Genomic DNA, 16,670 nt, shown 5'->3' on the forward strand with positions numbered 1-16,670 from the left:
TCAGTAACAAGCTAGTTGTAATGACTCATCTGATGGTCAAATTTGACCCATCCGTGTTTGCGTTCTTCGTAGACTGAAAAGCTTGGTAGCGGAAAGTCTTGCTCTTTAAATAGTCCGAGCGGGACGACATAAAAATCGGCGGCGGCAACCGACTGCAATAGCATGGTAGTGCCACATTTAGGGCAAAACTGGTAGGTGACTTCATTGCCCGTGTCACTGATACGTGAAAAGGAGGTGACCTCTCCGTTGAGTGTCACTTGTTCTATGGGAAATCGAGCCTGAACCCCGAACACACTTCCGGTGCGCTTCTGACATTCATAACAATGGCATACGGAGGTGCGTTGAGGCTCGCCTCTGCAGACTAAATTGACGGCTCCACAGCGGCATTCGCAATTTCTGATATTCTTCTCTTTAATATGATTGATATCCATCCATGCTCCACTTCTGGTTAACCCTGTATTGATAATTATACTAAAGCCCTTTATGGTCTGCACAACTGGATGAAAACAAAAGAATATAATTGCTCATGAAAAAGAAAATCTTACCTATACCTCTGATTTTATTGATTCCTATTGTCATGTTGGTTGTGGTGATACTGGCGGGTATTTACCGCTTTAGCTTAAGTGACGAAGAGATCTTGGCGAAGTTTCCTTCTTCTCAAGTCAGTTATGACCCTGTTGTTGAAACCGTTTTTGATTTGAAGACGACTAACCCATGGACAATCAAAGTTCCTGAAACCAACGCGTACGCCTTTATTAATGAAGTCGATGGACCAAGATCAATCGCGTTTGGGCGGTATGACTCCGGTGTTGAGCGTGGTGTGGTCACCGTAGACACCAACAACCTTTCAAGTGTCACGTTAGGCAAGGCGAGTTTCTTTGTTGCATCTATGTGGGTATCTAACCAAGGCAGTGGCGTTTTCTATTATCTTGGCCTGTTTAAACATGACCAGCATCGAAGCCGTGTCGTGTTAGTTGACCAATTCTTTCTTGGTGACCGTGTGAGAATCCAAACTTTAGAGATTACTCAACTGCTCGATTTACAAAGCAAACTCTCTGGGGAAGGTTTTATCGGTTTTACTCGACATTCTGCGGAACAATCTTTTCCAGAATTGCAATCTGAAAAGGTGTTAATGAGTTTTTCTTTCAATACGCAATCAATTGATGAGCAATGACATTTTTGTTAGGACAAGGAACTGTTGTTTATGTGAGCTAAATTACATATTATCTTAAGTAGATGAATGAAATTTAGACACACTTAGCTTTGTGTCTGCTTACTTTACAAATGGAGCTTGCGAATGATTAATAAACGTTTTTTTAAGACGAAAGATGAAGTTGAAGTGACTTTCGAGCTAGAAGCTCAAGAAGCTAATTCTGTATCAATCGTTGCCGACTTTCTGGATTGGAAAGCGACCCCAATGAAAAAACTGGCGAAAGGGAAGGTTTACAAGTTTAAAACTCGTCTTCCGAAAGATGGCGAGTTTCAATTTCGCTACCTAGTTGATGATCAACAATGGGTGAACGATGCGAATGCTGATCGTTATATCCCGAATGAATTTGGTGAAGACAATTGCTTGGTATCGACAGTTAACGCTTAGTTGAAATAGCATGACTTAATTGAAATAGTATGAATTAAAAAGCAGGAACTAGAGGTTTCTGCTTTTTAATGTCTAAATCGTTGGTTCATTAATTTTTTGAGTTGTGCCTATTTCATTAACGGTAACTCAATGACTTAGCCGAGATTGCGCAGATTCACATCATATTATGACAATGCAATGATGATTTATACGCCTGAAAAGCATATCCTGTGCTTTTATATCGTAGAAAGACCTGTTTACCGTGTATTCAAAAATATTTTCCTCTCCGTTTGCTGAGCTTTCACCTGTAAAAAAAGCAGCAATTTTAGGACTACCACTTATTGCAGCGATTAGTGTTGCTTTGCAATATTCACCATCAAATCTGACGAAAACGATCGATCTTGATTTGCCAGACTCAACCGTTATTGAGTCAATTCTGTCACCTCCTTCTGCTACCGTTATTGAGCCACCGACGTTTGAATATCAAATTCAATCAGGCGATAACTTAAGTAGCATCTTCACTCAGCTTGGGTTTTCTTATAACTCGATGATGAGCGTGATGGAAACCGATTTGAACTTCCTTGCGTTAGACACGCTTCGTCCGGGTAATACATTACGCTTTTGGCGTGACGAAGCGACGGGCAACCTTTCAAAAATGGAACTTCAATTTAGTGTCGCGGACAAAGTGGTTTATCGATTGCTTGATGACGGCAGCTACGAATTCGAAGACATTTCTATTCCGGGTGAATGGAAGCAGAAACCTCTAGTGGGTGATATTCAAGGCAGTTTCTCTATGTCAGCGAACAAAGTTGGCCTGAATAGTATTGAGATTGACCATATTGTGACTCTTCTTAAAGATAAGCTGAATTTCAGCCGAGACTTACGTGCTGGCGATCAGTTTGAAGTACTTCAAAAAGCGCAATTCGTTGATGGTGTCGCAACCGGGAAACGTGAAATAGAAGCCATCAAGATCATGAACCGTAACCGTGTTGTTTCAGCGTACTTACACACTGACGGACAATATTACGATGCCAATGGCGATAGCTTACAACGCGCTTTCCAACGTTACCCTGTGAGCCGTGGTTGGCGTCAAAGTTCTCAGTTTAATCCTAAGCGCTTACACCCTGTGACTGGGCGAGTCTCTCCGCATAACGGCACAGATTTCGCGACGCCAATTGGCACACCCGTTCAAGCAACAGGTGATGGTAAAGTGATCATGACTCGTAAGCACCCATATGCGGGTAACTATGTGGTGATTCAGCATGGCAGCACATACAAAACACGCTACCTACACTTGAGTAAGATCCTCGTTCGTAAAGGGCAAACGGTATCTCGTGGTCAGCGTATTGGTTTATCAGGTAAAACGGGCCGAGTGACGGGGGCGCACTTACATTACGAATTGATCGAACGTGGTCGTCCTGTCAATGCAATGAAAGCAAATATTCCGATGGCCGATTCCGTACCTAAAAAGGAAAAAGCGACATTCGTAGCCGCTAGAGATGAAGCCGACAAGCTATTAAAGAAAGCTCTAGAAAAACAATCGAATAATAGCTAGCAGCTGACTATATGTCGTCAAGGTAACCGTTAGCTAGATGGTTGCGAGTAATGATGTAGCCTTTAAAGCCGTGAGTGCAGAACTAAATACTTAAATGTTTAGTGATACGCTCGCGGCTTTTTGATTTTAGGTTGAGGTAGTAAACGGCGTTTAGGCTAGAGGTTCTGAGTGAGTGACGTAGCTAACGATAGCTTCTGGTCGCATAGGTGGAGAGTAGAGGTATCCTTGAATTTTGTCACACCCCATTGCGTGCAGCTTTTCTAATTGCTCACGCTTCTCTACGCCTTCCGCAACCAATGACACATTGAGTCTGTGTGCCAGTTGAACAATCAACCACACAACACTTTCGGATGTTGAGTTTGTCAGCAAGTTTCGAATAAAGGTGGCATCAATTTTAATACAATCGATAGGGTAGCTATGAATGTAATTTAAGCTTGAGTAACCAGTACCGAAATCATCTAGAGCGATCGTGAACCCTTGTCCCCTTAGAAAGTCGAGTGCTGACTTTGTTTCTTGAGTTGGAGATAACAGCACGGTTTCGGTTAGCTCAATGACAAATTCGTTTGCTTTAAAGTGATGCTGTTCAATCGTTCGAGTGAGATAGGAAATATAACGCTTAGAATCGGTAAGCTCGTGAGCGGAGCAGTTTATTCCAAGCTTAACTTTGTAGCCTAAGCCTCGCTCCAATATTGTTTTAGCGCGGCATACCAATTCGATGATCCGTTCACCCAGTTCCACGATCAACCCCGACTCTTCCGCTACCTGAATGAACTCCACTGGCGAGATGTCGCCATGTCTTGTGGTTTTCCAACGAGTTAACACCTCGAAGTAATCCCATCGTGTATCAATGTGATCAACGATTGGTTGTACAACCACGTACATTCCATTGTCATTAGGTGCCTGACTGTCTGATATGGGGCTGTCAAGCTCACTTCGTAAGGCGGCGATTAACTCGGTTTTCCTTTGGTAACGAACCCTTAGGTGAGTGTCGTAACATTGAATGTATGTATCTTGACTATGCTGGCACTCTTTTAGTGCCAAACTGGTGTTGAAGATGATTTGTTCTACGTCTTTATTATCTCCATCTGACCGGGCAATGCCGATACTGACGTCGAAATCGATTTTGATATCAATACTATTGTAACCTTGCTTTATCTTATCCAGTATTTGCTCGCAAACAGCTATTGGGTCTGAATGATAGGTAATGAATGCGAACTCATTGCCAGCCGTCCGGAACGTCAGGTTGTTGTCGGGCATGGTTCGGCGCAAGGTCTCTGCAACGAACTGAAGCACCTTATCGCCAATATAATTACCGTGCATATCATTAATGGCTTTGAAGCTATTGATGTCGAGCAGAGCGAGCGTGAAGGGAGTGACACTCTGCTGAGTGATCGATTCTAAGGTGTCTGATAAGCAGCTACGGTTTAATAGCCCAGTTAGGCTATCGTGTGATACTTCGTAGCTGAGTTGATTAACCAGTTGCTCAGAACGGTCGTTGAACCACATTTCACGCAAGGTGTGAATGACGATATCTGCGAACAACTGGTGGTGTTTTATCACGTCTAGTTGCTGATCTGTACTCATAGGCGAACTAAAGGTTGAGAAAAGCACACCCATGACTTCGCCACTTTGACTGCGTGCTGGGATAGCGATTGAGTTTTGTGAGGTGATTTCCTGTCTAAATGCTGATGTTGGGAGTGACTGAACGATATACTGAGCAAATGAGCAATCTGGGTGTTTTTGATTAACGGCTTGTTGGTATATGTGACCATGGCGTGCGTTTATTTTGTCATGCAGTACATGGTCAGAATGGGCAATGACCAAAGGAACCATTTGATCGGGAAAGTGCTTTTTCTCAATGATACTGGTGTATTGAGTACCGAAGGTTTGATGCAAAGTAAGCACGGCAGACTCTAAAAGGTCGATACCTTCCAATTTGAGTAAGCGCCCAATGCGCTCTGTGTCTATCATGCTATTGCGTGTATGTTGAGTCATAGTCACCATCCGTAGCCAACCAGAATCGTGTGTAAGCTGTATGTGTATGATCTTGTGTATACGATCTTGTAGCTGCACTGTCTTAAATATTAACAATGCAACTTGCATTAATAATCTTAATATGCGTCTAGTTTATTATTGGTCGTGTTGTGTGATTTTTCAAATTTAGTGCGATATATTTCACAAAACTTGACTATTTCTTTCTTTGTCTAGCCTATCTTTTAGGTGGTCTAAAAATAGCTTGGTTCGTGTATGCGAGTAGTCAAGCTTAGGGTAGTACGCGTAAACCATCACTTCGTCGGCTGTTATATTTGGTAATACTGGAACCAGTGTCCCTTGTTTCAGATCCTCTTTGATCATTGCTTTGATGGTTAACAGTACGCCCATTCCTCGCTTCGCGGCATGAAACAAAGCCTCAGGATTGGTGGTCGCAAAGTTACCGTTCAAAGTGATGCGTTGTCCTTTAGTTAGCGTGACTTCACGAATAGGACGCTCTCCCCATATTAAGGAGTTGTGTTGTTCTAAGTCTTGCTCGTTGATGGGATAACCATGTTTAGCCAAGTAACTTGGTGCGGCATAAAAGCTGGCTTTGTGTTCGAACAGTGGTGTTTTCTTGAAGCTTAACGAGTTGAGTTGTTCCAGTTCACGACTGATCACCAGGTCCAAGCCAAGCTCAGGTAATTGACCTGGCGTGGTGGTGATAAGCTGTACTTTAATGTCTGGATACTTTTCTAAGAAGTCGTCCATGTATTGCACGAGAAACTTAGAACCAACAGCAATGGTTGCGCCTATCTTTAGTAGGCCCGCAGGCGTTTGGTTAACCGATCGAGTTTCATCAATAATCGATTGCCAATTATCGAGCTGATCCTTGGCTCGCAGATAAAAGAGAGCTCCCGCTTCGGTTTGGCTGATTGAGCGCGTGGTGCGCTTTAATAGTTGAGTGCCGATACGTTCTTCTAACCAGTTCACTCTTTTGCTGATCGCTGAGCTGGTGGTATTGAGTTTACGTGCTGCGCCATTGAAGCTGCCTTCTTCCACCACTTTTACATAACTTTTTACGTTAAGAATCCAATCCATATTATTTCCTGTTGGGACTTAATTAAATTCCAATTTAGCTAATTATCAATTATTGGTTTTGAATGTAAACTCATCTGATGAACAAATAACAAACGAATAGGGAATTTTTTGAGCCAATCGACCTTTAAAAAAACACCGCTACTCTTAGCCATGATGATCATTGCTACAGGACAGGTGGGGGTGAGTATCTATTTACCATCATTGCCGCTAATAGCTTCAGACTTAAGTGTGACTCAGGTAGATGTACAGCTGCTCGTTACGCTGTTTCTTGTGGGTTTTGGCTTGTCTCAGCTATTTTATGGGCCGATGTCCGATGCCGTGGGGAGAAGACCTATCTTCTTGTTAGGTCAGGGTGTTTATTTGATTGGTACTGTTGTTTGTGTTGTTTTTTCCGACAGCATGACGGCGTTAGAGGTTGGTCGCTTGTTGCAAGGTCTAGGGGCGGGTAGTGCCTCGGTTCTTGGGCGAAGTGTGCTGCGCGACAGCTATGATGGCCTTCAACTGACCAAAGCGCTGTCTTATATTTCGGTCACCGCTTCGATCATGCCGATTATTGCGCCCGTGTTTGGTGGTTGGATCTCATTCCACCTCGGTTGGCAGGCGGTGTTCCTGTTTGTTCTTGTGTATTTACTGGCGATATTCACTCTCGGCTACTTTGTTCTTCATGAAACTTTACCATACGGAAAGAGCCGCTTTGAAGTCAGTCAAGTGGTCAAGAACTATGGCCGTTTGTTGACGAATCGCCAAGTGTTGACCAGTGCCAGTTATAATTGGATGAGTTACATGGCGAGTTTGGTGTCGCTATCACTGTTTCCATTCTTAATGCAAGAGCAATTGGGGCTGACAGCCGCCGAATACGGATCGTTGATGATAGTCCCTTCGGCTGGCTTACTGATTGGTAGCGTGGCTTTGAACTTGCTCAATCGTAGGTTTAGTACACCACAATTGATGAGTCTTGCGATTTTGATCATTTTAGCTTCAGGGACTTGGTTACTTACTCATGAGTTATCCATCTTTAACTTAGTGTGGGCATTTACGTGGTTAGCTATCGCTCAAGGTATCTCCTTCCCTCTATCGATCAGTATGCTATTAGAACCTCATAAGAAGAAAGCGGGCGCGGTGTCGGCACTGTCAGGTTCAATTCAGATGTGTTTGGCGGGCTTACTTGGTGGATATCTAGTCGAGAGTTGGGTGACGACTCACCTACAGCTCGGCGTGTTTTATCTGATTATTGGCGCTTGTATGGCTACAGTACTTTGGTCTTCAACGAGAATGAATAAGAAAGCCACAGCTACCGAAGTTGAGTACAGTTAAGCAGCTGAAGTACAGACCAGTTAAACAGCTAGCTCGCTATAGTTCAGCATACAGTCGTTAATACGTTGTATTTGTATGGATGGTTTTCTACAATACCTGCGTCCATTTAATAGGTAATAAACATGCAGCAAAATGAATTTGAAGTACTGGTAAAAGCTATCTGCGTACTAGATGGCTTGCCTCAAGCACTTGAGTTATTGAAATCCAATGAGGATACAGAAGTCGCTGAGGCTGCTGGATCACTAACAGGTCAATTTGCGCTAGCTGAAGTTGAAGGCGAAAAGCGTATTTACCACGTGACGCTTCAAGAAAATGAACAAGGCGAAGAGCAAGAGTACATCGAACATGTGATGAATGAAGGCGATGACTTAATCAAATTTGCAGCTTGGTTCTTTGAAACTATGTTCGAATTAAAGCAAAAAGACACATACCAAATTGCAGGTAAAACTTACAGACAGCCAAAGCGTAGCTAGTTTTCTTAACTGTTTGTTTTCTAAGTTATTTCTTCATGTTGGTTGATTTCTAAGCAATTAGGTTTCTAAAAAACTATTTTTAAAGCAGCTCTCTTGAGCTGCTTTTTTATGGATGTTTAAATGAAAATTTGAATTGTAACTTAATGGTGATATTACACTAAAAGTGTGATTTAGATCTTGTTTTTGAGCGCTTTAAGTGTAGAATCCGCGCATAAGAAAATCGATTATGTGCGGAGATAAGCATGAATTACGAACTAGGCCACGCATACCTTGGTCAAATGGTAGCAAAAAACATGATGCACGAAGCGTTGTATGGCAAGCCAAAGCCAAAAAAAGCATCATTCATTAAGCGAATGATGAAGAAAATGGCGAAATAAGCATTTTCAAAAACGGATTTTAAAAAGGCCTTAAACTTACTGGTGTCCAACTATTGGGATTAGTTCAGTTTAAGGCCTTTTGCGTTTTAGCGATTAATGAAGGTCATCGCTCGTTTTGTTGTGGATGGACACAAAAAACACTGATTAATTCACGATCGGATTTGTAACTCTGTGTGAGTTTAGCCTGTCGATTGGTTGGATAGGTCGACAACATTATTCGGGATGCTATCTAAACCGTTCTCTTTCATCCACGCTTCTAAGTTGTCAGCTCCACCAATGTATTTACCATCGAGCCAGATCTGAGGAACGGTTACTGGTGTTTTCTCACCAATGTGCGCTTTTACCTCTGGAATCATACGATACAAAGCTGCGCTGTCTTTCACGACATCGTGGTATTGGTATTCAACACCCGCTTCATCAAGCATTTTCTTTGCCTTAACGCAGAATGGGCAGGTCGCTTTACCATAAACGATGTTGCCTTTTAGGCTGTCGCGTTTGGTCCACTCTTTGATAACGGATTGAACTAACACACCGCGGTTAAGCGCTTCGCCTTGGCTTACAACCTTGCCTTCAACAACAAGGATTGGAGCATGCCAAGAACCCAGTTTTAGCGGCTCCCACCAGTGAGACAACCAATCTTTCACTTCCAGTTCGACATCGACATCTGATAACTCATTCTCAAAAGTATCCTTAAGAATGTCTTTGGTAAGGGTACATTCCCCACATGGGATATTAACTTTAAATGGACCCCAGCTGCCTGCCCAACGGTATAGTGTAATCTTGACTGGTTTCTTCATGCTTACGGCCTCGTTTGAATTCTCTTATCCATATAGAACGGACAGTCGAACTATTTATTTCATCGATCCTAAACTTTCTTTATTTTCGCCGGTTTTTTCGTTTCCCAATGGGTAATAAATGCAACTGACGCAATAATAATAGCAGCCCCTAGCCATAAACGACCCGGTGGAACCCAACTAAATACAATCCAACCCGCTAGAACATTTAACGGTAATTTCGCGTGGTCAAAAGGTTGCACAAACGAAGCATCAGCAACTGAGTAGGCTTTTACAATTGCCCATTGAGCGAGTGCCGTCATAACACCGATAACAATCAAGATAGCCCAAATTGTACCGCCGCTTGGAGTCTGCCAATCTGGCGCGGCAAGCAGGATGTTAAATGGTGTGATCAATAGCAGCAAGTAAACCACCATGGTTGAAGGACTGTCTTGCGAAGAGAGTTTTTTCACCATGAGTGAGTAGCATGCCCAGAAGAAAGCTGCGCCAACCGGTAGCAGTGTTGCCCAGTTAAAGTCTTCTGCCCACGGCTCTAGAATCACCATAGCACCAGCGAAGCCGGCTAAGGTCGCGCCCCAGCGAGCTGCCCCAACTTTCTCTTTGAGGAAAAGTCCTGAGCCTATGGTTGCAAACAATGGCGACGTCATGAGAAGGGCAATGCCTTGCCAAATAGGTACTGGGTAAGCCAATGCCCATATCCAAAGTTGAATACCAATAACAGACAAGAAGACACGGAATACGTGCAACTTTAGGTTGTCGGTTTTTAGCGCGCGGCGAATGCCCAGCGTTTTCAGATAAGGAAGAATAGCGAACAACGCGATGGCGTATTGAATGACGGCAACGGTGGTAGAAGTAAGTCCGAAATGAATGCTAGCGACTTGAGTTAGGCTATTAATAACGGCAAAGGCTATGCCTGCGGTTAGCATCCAGCTAGCGCCTTGGATCGGATGGTGTTGTGACATGATGCTTCTAATTATTTGATGTGGTTCACCTATGATACGGATTTAGCACCACTTAACCAGAAAAAGCATTGATGAAGTTGGTCAGAATATTTGAATATAAAAAAGGTTGAGCAACCGCCCAACCTTTCTAGTCTCTATCTAAAGTCGATTTAGATTAGAAATCGTAGCGGACACCTAGGCGAAGTGTGTCTTCACCAGCTGTCACGATACCTTTTGCATTTTTAACTTCGTCTAAACCGTTAACGTAGTAAGAAAGGTATGTGCGGAAATTGCTGTTTAGTTTGTAGTAACCGGCTAATTCAATACCGTCGACAGCGTCTACTTTTGCTCCGCTGTTGATTTCATCTTCCTGGTAAGTATATACGACTGCAGCAGATACTTGCTTGGTGAATTTGTATTGCGCTGCAAACTCCATAGCAGTGAATGACTTAGCATCGGTACCTGTCGCTTTATCATCTAGGTCGCCTGTTGAATAAGTCGCTGCTAAGTACAGGTTGTCTAGAGAATACGCTAGGCCGGCAAGGATTTGGTCTGCGCTACCTTTATTTTCCCCTAGGTCTTCACCTGAGTAGGCTAGGCCAAGATCTAAGCCCATTGGCAGTGAGTAAACACCAGAAATGCCGTAGCCGTCAGAGTCTTTTTTGCTGTTGGTTTGGTAAGTGGCTTCTAGTTGCAGAGCATCAAAACCGCCACGGTACGCAAATACGCCATCTTCTTTATCAGAAGCTGCACCGAATGCTTGCTGCACACCAGAAAACTCAGTGATATCCGTAAAGTCAGATACGATAACTGAAGCCATATCTTGGCGACCGACAGAAATGGCTTGACCGTCAAAATCAACACCTGCGTACATGTAACGGTTTTCAAACTTATCAGAACCTGTGTCTTGCTCAGCTTCGTAGAAACCGAATGCCGTTGCAGTATCTGTAAGTTCTGTTTTACCACCAAGGTTTAAACGGAAACGAGTTTTATCTTTCATTGAACCTTCAACTTCAGCACCACCGGAACCAATGAAATCACCACGGAATTCTGCACGACCGCCAATTTTAAGTTCTGTACCATCAGAGCTGTAAACCGTTGCTGCTAACGATGAACCTGAAACTAGTGCCGCTACCACTGCAGAAGCTAGAACTGCCTTTTTCATAATCACTTACCTTGTATTTTAAAATCCGTGAGCAATACGCTCTCCGTTTCGATATGAAACTAATCTAGAGCAGCTAAATTAAGCTTTCATTTCTGTAAAATTACATTTTCGTGAATAGGGAACTTTTTAAGTGTTGATTTTATTGCACTTTTATTTCAGGAACCTGAGTGGTTTGTGAATGGGTATACCACTCGTATTTCCTTATTCGGTTACTTTTTCAAGTTTCTATTTGGGTGAGGTGATAATGATATGGGTGAACCTTATGGTGAGGTTAGAGCTTCTTCATCTTATTAACTGTTTGTACTGATTAAGATATCCTCTATGATGCCAAAACTTAGAAAAGAATAAATTTTGCTCAACAAGATGGAGACGTTGGATGAAAACAGAGTACTTAGGCGATGTTTTACAAGGTAGGCAGGTTATTGGCGCCTTAAATGTTGAAGACTTATCGATTGGAGAGCATCAGTTTTGGTTTCAAGTAACCAGTGATGGGTTAGGGCAACCTAAAAACATGCCGGTTTCTGTTTTCAAAGGCAGTCAAGACGGCCCGAAGTTGCTGATCACTGCCGGGATTCATGGTGATGAGCTAAACGGTGTGTTGGCTGCTCAGCAAATTATCCGAGATTTAGTAGGCAACACATTAAAAGGCACGGTGACAGTTGTACCAACTGTGAATTTGTCTGGCTTGCTTAACCACAGCCGCGATTTTATCTCTTCGGATCCGGGCTCTTGCCCTGCCAACCTTAATCGACTCTTTCCGGGGGATGCACACGGCTTAGCCGCGGAGCGATTCGTCGCATCTCTGTGGGATCGCTTACTCAAACACAACGCGACATTTGCTGTTGATCTGCATACCCAAACTCGTGGTGCCGTGTATCCACTTTATGTGTTTGCTGATTACCGAGTAGAGCAATGTTTGGAGATGGCGAGGTTAATGCAGCCCGATTGTGTTCTTAATGATCCCGGCGATCCGGGTATTCTTGAAACGGTCTGGAATCGAAGTGGAATTCCGAGCATTACAGTGGAAGTCGGGATGGGGAAATTTACTCAACCTGACATGATTCAACGAGCCGTAGATGGTGTTTTTAATATTCTTTCTTACTACGAGATGCTTGATGCTGAAGGTTTACGAGACAAAAAGCCACTGCCAAGTATAGATTGGATAGAGGGCAATAATGTGGTGTCTATCCGCGCTGATATTGGTGGATTTGTGTTGCCTCAGGTCGAGCTTTTACAAAGCGTAGAGCAAGATGATCTTTTGGCGATTCAATACGACGCTTTTGGTAACGAATGTCGTCGTTATCATGCACCGTCTGCCGGGCGTGTACTTAGCTATAACGTGGATGCATTAAGGGAGCCAGGGGCGCTTGTCTGTCGACTATTGAGTTGAGATGCTTTTAGGTGAGAAGCTCTGTAGTTGGTAAGTTCTGAGTTGAAAGCTCTTAAGTGGTAAGCTCCTAATTGGTAAGTACTGAGTTGAAAAACTCTTTGGCAGGTGTCTCTTTGTTCATCTGGTGCATCGTCATTTGAAACGCGTAAAAAAAAGACCGAGCAGGGCTCGGTCTGATAGCTTTTCTCTGGAGTAACAGCTTTTAGCGTAACTAGTATCGCTTTAAGATCTCGATGATCTCTTGCTCTGTTTCCGCTGCGATAATGGCATCAATGTCATCATCATTTTGGAACAACTCTGATAGCGCCATAATAGTATGGATATGGCTATCTGAGTCCATCGCTGCCAGAGTGATTGAAAGGTAAACGTCACCGTTGTCTTCCGACTCTAAATCAACACCCTTTTTGAATACTGTTACCTGCAGTGATGCTTCGTTCACACCATCTTCAGGACGAGCATGAGGCATCGCAATCTTTGGTGCTAGAACATAGTACGCGCCGATGTCTTTGTGCTTTTGCTTGATAGCTTCAACATAGCTTGCTTCAATTTTCTTGCTTGCTAACAGTGTTGAACAGGTTAAATCAATCGCCGCATCAACCGTTAGGTTCTCTTCAGAGTTGATGATAACGCCTTGGTTACCGATTAAATCGAATAGGCTCATGAAACAATCCATCCTAGAATCAGACCAACAACACCGAAGTCGAAGTCAGCAAATGTTGTTGCTTCAAGCCCAAGACCACCCAGTACTGGAAGTAGTAGCATTGGTAGGAAAGAGATACACAGACCTTGCGTGAATGAACCTAGAATTGCACCACGTAGACCGCCAGTCGCGTTACCGTAAACACCTGCCGCACCACCTACGAAGAAGTGTGGAACCACACCTGCTACAATGATTGTCCAACCAAGTGCACCTTGAACTGCCATTGCTAGTAGGCCAGCCGCGAAAGAACAAAGGAAACCGATTAGTACCGCGTTTGGTGCTACTGGGAATACCATAGGGCAGTCTAGAGCAGGTTTTGCTCCTGGTACTAGTTTGTCAGAGATACCTTTAAATGCAGGAACGATTTCAGCAATTAGCATCTTCACACCTTGCAATACGATGTAAACACCACCAGCAAAGATTAGAGATTGCATGAAGGTAAATACAACCCAGTTTTGACCGCTTGATACTGTTTCTACAAACTCGCCGCCCGCAATAATAGACGCAAGCATGAAGAAGATAGCCATTGTTGTTGCTACGGCTACTGGCGTATCACGCAGGAACATTAAGCTTTTAGGAACTTGGATGTCTTCTGTTGATTTTGATGTGTCACCGAATTTGCTACCAATGAAGCCAGACACGATGTAAGACAGTGTCGAGAAGTGACCGATAGCCAGTTGATCAGTACCCATCACTTTTTCAGTGTACTTTTGGCCTAGCGCTGGCATCACAACCATTAATGTACCCACAATGATAGAGCCGATTGCGACTAGAACTGTGCCTTCAATGTTTGCTGTAGACAAAATTACCGCTACTAACATAGACATGAACATTGTGTGGTGACCCGTTAAGAAAATATATTTTAAAGGAGTAATACGAGCCAATAAAATATTCACAACGAATGCGAAGAACATAATTAGAGCCATTTCATAACCGAATGCTTCTTGTGCTAATGCAACAATTGCTTCGTTATTTGGAATAACACCACTTACGCCGAATGCTTCAGTAAATACAACTGAGAAGTTATTTAGTGCGCCAACAAGAGCGCCAGCACCAAAACCTAAAATTAGGAAACCCATTACGGTTTTAATTGTGCCTTTTAGAATGGTGGAAATATCAGCTTTCTGTGCAACAAGGCCAATGAAAGCAATTAAGCCTACCATGATTGCTGGCTCTTTTAATAAGCCGAGCATGAATTCGAAAAAGTTCTGCATAATTTGGACCTTACATGAAAGTTTTTAGTTGTTCTTCGATTGATGCTTTGTCAAAAATATTCTTAAGGCTGATTATGTTCTCTTTTCCGCCTTCTTTCAGTTGGTTTGCAACGTCTGTTGCTGCTACCCAAATATCCGCATTACTTGATGCAGCAGATGATAGATCTTCGTGATCAACTTCCGCTTCGAAACCGATTTTTTTAGCCACTTCTTTCACTGCCATTTCCATCATTAGTGAAGTACCAAGGCCGTTACCGCAAACTACAAGAATCTTTTTCATAATATTTGTCTCAATTGGATTTTAGGGGTTGAGAAACTGCGTTCTCTTATTGTGTGGGAGCATAGTAATGGAAATATTGAGATTTCAATAAGATCTCCATCACAAAGCTAAAATGAGATTGTGACGGAGATCTCCCTTGTGTGTGGTAAAGATCCAGAGTGAGACTTTGATCAAATTTAACTTTTCACACGAATATGCAACGTATCTATTGAGAAAGGTTGGGGGGAATGTATTTGTCTATTGGAATGTAAATATATAGAGGGTCTATTGAAGAAAATAGAGAATTAATCGTATCGACCGTAGTCGGTAAGCATTTTCTTAAGCATGCTATTAACGTCTTTGGTCTTTTTATTTCTTTTAGTTAGTTGGCTAAGAGAAGTCGGTTTTGGCGAGGTAACATTTTCACCATCTATTTCTTCGGTTTTATCTTTCATTTTCTGTACGGCAGGCAATAACATTCTAATTTCTTCATTATTGATATTGGTCAGAACCACAATATTTTCAGATTCAACTTGGGTAATAGTTAATATGCCATGCTTAACGGATTCAACCTTTTCACCAATCATAATTGATTCAGGTGCGACAGAGCGATCGGTTAACTGACCTGTACGTAATTTCGCCGCACTGATAGCGCGGATATTTCCGGTGTTTTCAAACGCGACAATAACGGTATAGGTATTATAATACTCAACTACTTTCACATAGCCGTGTCTATTTGTTTTGAATCTAGCTCCATTGTTCATGTCGTGCGGAGCTTCCATTTTCTTCACGTGTTTCCTCTCTTAGTCTCAATGGCTGTTATATCTAATCAGCTCTTCTCGTTTTATAGATAATGAATGGGTGAGATAATACAAAGTATATACGCATCTAAACTTAAGATGAATCTTGAAGTCATAGTAAATGAGGGAGAACACAGAAAAGTGGTAATAATTACACAGAATTAACCGAGAGGTTACGCAGCTCTCTACATAGGTTGAACATATCACATTCATTTCATGATCTTCATTTACAACGCCTGCTGCTTAAAGTTTTATTGGGTAATTACTCAATAAAACCAACCTGATATGTGAGCCAATTTATATAAATAAGAATTGTATAAATTATTGATTTAATGAATGTTTACTGAGTAAGACAATTTTTGTTAGAACACCATCTTCAAAACAATAAGATAGGTAAATCTAATGACAAAACTCGTCAGTTTGCTCCTTGCCACAATCACGCTAGGGCTTTCAGGTTGTGCAACAGTATTAACTCCAGAACAGAGTGCGCCACAATTGAGTGTCGTACCTCAAGAAAAAGCACTGACTATTGCAGTGATTGATAAACGCCCATACGTTTTAGACCAAGATAAAGAGCCAAAGTTTGAGGGCATTATCCGTAGTTCTCTCGGTATTCCTTATTCACACAACACGGCGACACAACAGCCGATGTCTCAGTTTTTGACGGATAGACTTGTTGCGGGCTTAAAGAAGCAGCAAGTGACGGTGGACTCAGTCGAGACGACACCAAACGAAGACATCACTAAAGTCGCTGAGCAGATGAAAGCGTTCGACAATAAATCGATGATGTTCGTCTTGAATGAATGGAAATATGATTTCCATGCGTTTACGGATAACTCTTGGTACAACGTAAATGTGATTATTTACGACGAAGTAGGTAAGAAACTGCTGAGCAAAAACTTCCAAGGCGAGAACGATGTGCCAGATGGTGGTGTGATCATTAATGAAATGCAGCTTATCTATAAACAACGTTTCGAAGAGATCTTCCAAGACGTCGAAGTGAAAAGTGCATTGCTTAATTAATTTTGCCCATTTCGATA

General features: G+C 42.6%; 18 protein-coding genes. 8 read left to right on the forward strand and 10 right to left on the reverse strand.

Going from position 1 to position 16,670, the window contains the following annotated elements; genetic code table 11:
• Positions 1 to 11: 11 nt before the first annotated feature.
• Positions 12 to 494 (reverse strand): GFA family protein, encoded by a 483-nt coding sequence (locus OCV30_RS18470; RefSeq protein WP_209439691.1) that lies wholly within the window; start codon positions 492 to 494, stop codon positions 12 to 14.
• 32 nt (positions 495 to 526) lie between these two features.
• On the opposite strand from OCV30_RS18470, the gene OCV30_RS18475 reads away from it, so the two are divergent.
• The 3 genes from OCV30_RS18475 to OCV30_RS18485 all read left to right on the forward strand — a co-directional run bounded on the left by OCV30_RS18475 (position 527) and on the right by OCV30_RS18485 (position 3,131).
• A complete protein-coding gene (locus OCV30_RS18475; protein ID WP_065678138.1) occupies positions 527 to 1,174 on the forward strand; it encodes a hypothetical protein in 648 nt (215 codons plus the stop codon).
• A 123-nt stretch (positions 1,175 to 1,297) separates the two neighbouring features.
• Positions 1,298 to 1,597 (forward strand): isoamylase early set domain-containing protein, encoded by a 300-nt coding sequence (locus OCV30_RS18480; RefSeq protein ID WP_009845720.1) that lies wholly within the window; start codon positions 1,298 to 1,300, stop codon positions 1,595 to 1,597.
• 241 nt (positions 1,598 to 1,838) lie between these two features.
• Entirely contained in the window at positions 1,839 to 3,131 is a 1,293-nt protein-coding gene (locus OCV30_RS18485; RefSeq protein WP_065678139.1) for a peptidoglycan DD-metalloendopeptidase family protein, read from the forward strand.
• Between the two features lie 150 nt (positions 3,132 to 3,281).
• Here OCV30_RS18485 and OCV30_RS18490 read toward each other — a convergent pair whose 3' ends face one another.
• Together OCV30_RS18490 and OCV30_RS18495 are read right to left on the reverse strand one after the other, a co-directional pair.
• Positions 3,282 to 5,126, reverse strand: a complete 1,845-nt coding sequence (locus tag OCV30_RS18490) for a putative bifunctional diguanylate cyclase/phosphodiesterase (protein ID WP_065678189.1) — start codon at positions 5,124 to 5,126, stop codon at positions 3,282 to 3,284.
• Positions 5,127 to 5,306: 180 nt separating this feature from the next.
• A complete protein-coding gene (locus OCV30_RS18495; RefSeq protein WP_017100810.1) occupies positions 5,307 to 6,203 on the reverse strand; it encodes a LysR family transcriptional regulator in 897 nt (298 codons plus the stop codon).
• A 108-nt stretch (positions 6,204 to 6,311) separates the two neighbouring features.
• On the opposite strand from OCV30_RS18495, the gene OCV30_RS18500 reads away from it, so the two are divergent.
• From OCV30_RS18500 to OCV30_RS18510, 3 genes are all read left to right on the forward strand, one after another.
• Complete coding sequence (locus OCV30_RS18500; protein WP_065678140.1) at positions 6,312 to 7,517, forward strand: multidrug effflux MFS transporter; 1,206 nt, start codon at positions 6,312 to 6,314, stop codon at positions 7,515 to 7,517.
• 122 nt (positions 7,518 to 7,639) lie between these two features.
• Positions 7,640 to 7,990 (forward strand): hypothetical protein, encoded by a 351-nt coding sequence (locus OCV30_RS18505; RefSeq protein WP_065678141.1) that lies wholly within the window; start codon positions 7,640 to 7,642, stop codon positions 7,988 to 7,990.
• Positions 7,991 to 8,232: 242 nt separating this feature from the next.
• Entirely contained in the window at positions 8,233 to 8,367 is a 135-nt protein-coding gene (locus OCV30_RS18510; protein WP_012600279.1) for a hypothetical protein, read from the forward strand.
• Positions 8,368 to 8,546: 179 nt separating this feature from the next.
• Here the strand turns inward: OCV30_RS18510 and OCV30_RS18515 are convergent, their stop codons facing one another.
• The 3 genes from OCV30_RS18515 to OCV30_RS18525 all read right to left on the reverse strand — a co-directional run bounded on the left by OCV30_RS18515 (position 8,547) and on the right by OCV30_RS18525 (position 11,267).
• On the reverse strand, positions 8,547 to 9,164 hold the full coding sequence (locus tag OCV30_RS18515) for a glutaredoxin domain-containing protein (protein ID WP_065678142.1): 618 nt from the start codon (positions 9,162 to 9,164) through the stop codon (positions 8,547 to 8,549).
• A 68-nt stretch (positions 9,165 to 9,232) separates the two neighbouring features.
• On the reverse strand, positions 9,233 to 10,123 hold the full coding sequence (locus tag OCV30_RS18520) for a DMT family transporter (protein ID WP_065678143.1): 891 nt from the start codon (positions 10,121 to 10,123) through the stop codon (positions 9,233 to 9,235).
• Between the two features lie 154 nt (positions 10,124 to 10,277).
• Positions 10,278 to 11,267, reverse strand: a complete 990-nt coding sequence (locus OCV30_RS18525) for a porin (protein WP_029223821.1) — start codon at positions 11,265 to 11,267, stop codon at positions 10,278 to 10,280.
• A gap of 376 nt (positions 11,268 to 11,643) precedes the next feature.
• On the opposite strand from OCV30_RS18525, the gene OCV30_RS18530 reads away from it, so the two are divergent.
• Positions 11,644 to 12,657, forward strand: a complete 1,014-nt coding sequence (locus tag OCV30_RS18530; protein ID WP_065678144.1) for a succinylglutamate desuccinylase/aspartoacylase family protein — start codon at positions 11,644 to 11,646, stop codon at positions 12,655 to 12,657.
• A gap of 211 nt (positions 12,658 to 12,868) precedes the next feature.
• Here OCV30_RS18530 and OCV30_RS18535 read toward each other — a convergent pair whose 3' ends face one another.
• The 4 genes from OCV30_RS18535 to OCV30_RS18550 form a co-directional block, all read right to left on the reverse strand.
• Positions 12,869 to 13,318 carry a PTS sugar transporter subunit IIA gene (locus OCV30_RS18535; RefSeq protein WP_009845709.1) on the reverse strand — a complete coding sequence of 150 codons (450 nt, stop codon included), beginning with the start codon at positions 13,316 to 13,318 and terminating at the stop codon, positions 12,869 to 12,871.
• On the reverse strand, positions 13,315 to 14,571 hold the full coding sequence (locus OCV30_RS18540; protein ID WP_009845708.1) for a PTS ascorbate transporter subunit IIC: 1,257 nt from the start codon (positions 14,569 to 14,571) through the stop codon (positions 13,315 to 13,317). Before OCV30_RS18540 ends, OCV30_RS18535 begins: the two co-directional genes overlap by 4 nt.
• A gap of 10 nt (positions 14,572 to 14,581) precedes the next feature.
• Positions 14,582 to 14,851 carry a PTS sugar transporter subunit IIB gene (locus OCV30_RS18545; protein ID WP_009845707.1) on the reverse strand — a complete coding sequence of 90 codons (270 nt, stop codon included), beginning with the start codon at positions 14,849 to 14,851 and terminating at the stop codon, positions 14,582 to 14,584.
• A 284-nt stretch (positions 14,852 to 15,135) separates the two neighbouring features.
• On the reverse strand, positions 15,136 to 15,612 hold the full coding sequence (locus tag OCV30_RS18550; protein ID WP_065678145.1) for a hypothetical protein: 477 nt from the start codon (positions 15,610 to 15,612) through the stop codon (positions 15,136 to 15,138).
• 420 nt (positions 15,613 to 16,032) lie between these two features.
• On the opposite strand from OCV30_RS18550, the gene OCV30_RS18555 reads away from it, so the two are divergent.
• On the forward strand, positions 16,033 to 16,653 hold the full coding sequence (locus OCV30_RS18555) for a YajG family lipoprotein (RefSeq protein ID WP_017100968.1): 621 nt from the start codon (positions 16,033 to 16,035) through the stop codon (positions 16,651 to 16,653).
• The last annotated feature ends 17 nt before the right edge of the window (positions 16,654 to 16,670 follow it).

It is taken from the genome of Vibrio atlanticus, assembly GCF_024347315.1.
Classification (GTDB): Bacteria; Pseudomonadota; Gammaproteobacteria; order Enterobacterales; family Vibrionaceae; genus Vibrio; species Vibrio atlanticus.

Excerpts from the sequence above, each read along its gene's own strand:
- OCV30_RS18475 (WP_065678138.1), top strand. The coding sequence starts at position 527 with ATGAAAAAGAAAATCTTACCTATACCTCTGATTTTATTGATTCCTATT.
- OCV30_RS18480 (WP_009845720.1), top strand. The coding sequence starts at position 1,298 with ATGATTAATAAACGTTTTTTTAAGACGAAAGATGAAGTTGAAGTGACT.
- OCV30_RS18490 (WP_065678189.1), bottom strand. The coding sequence starts at position 5,126 with ATGACTCAACATACACGCAATAGCATGATAGACACAGAGCGCATTGGG.
- OCV30_RS18495 (WP_017100810.1), bottom strand. The coding sequence starts at position 6,203 with ATGGATTGGATTCTTAACGTAAAAAGTTATGTAAAAGTGGTGGAAGAA.
- OCV30_RS18505 (WP_065678141.1), top strand. The coding sequence starts at position 7,640 with ATGCAGCAAAATGAATTTGAAGTACTGGTAAAAGCTATCTGCGTACTA.
- OCV30_RS18510 (WP_012600279.1), top strand. The coding sequence starts at position 8,233 with ATGAATTACGAACTAGGCCACGCATACCTTGGTCAAATGGTAGCAAAA.
- OCV30_RS18515 (WP_065678142.1), bottom strand. The coding sequence starts at position 9,164 with ATGAAGAAACCAGTCAAGATTACACTATACCGTTGGGCAGGCAGCTGG.
- OCV30_RS18520 (WP_065678143.1), bottom strand. The coding sequence starts at position 10,123 with ATGTCACAACACCATCCGATCCAAGGCGCTAGCTGGATGCTAACCGCA.
- OCV30_RS18525 (WP_029223821.1), bottom strand. The coding sequence starts at position 11,267 with ATGAAAAAGGCAGTTCTAGCTTCTGCAGTGGTAGCGGCACTAGTTTCA.
- OCV30_RS18530 (WP_065678144.1), top strand. The coding sequence starts at position 11,644 with ATGAAAACAGAGTACTTAGGCGATGTTTTACAAGGTAGGCAGGTTATT.
- OCV30_RS18535 (WP_009845709.1), bottom strand. The coding sequence starts at position 13,318 with ATGAGCCTATTCGATTTAATCGGTAACCAAGGCGTTATCATCAACTCT.
- OCV30_RS18540 (WP_009845708.1), bottom strand. The coding sequence starts at position 14,571 with ATGCAGAACTTTTTCGAATTCATGCTCGGCTTATTAAAAGAGCCAGCA.
- OCV30_RS18545 (WP_009845707.1), bottom strand. The coding sequence starts at position 14,851 with ATGAAAAAGATTCTTGTAGTTTGCGGTAACGGCCTTGGTACTTCACTA.
- OCV30_RS18550 (WP_065678145.1), bottom strand. The coding sequence starts at position 15,612 with ATGGAAGCTCCGCACGACATGAACAATGGAGCTAGATTCAAAACAAAT.
- OCV30_RS18555 (WP_017100968.1), top strand. The coding sequence starts at position 16,033 with ATGACAAAACTCGTCAGTTTGCTCCTTGCCACAATCACGCTAGGGCTT.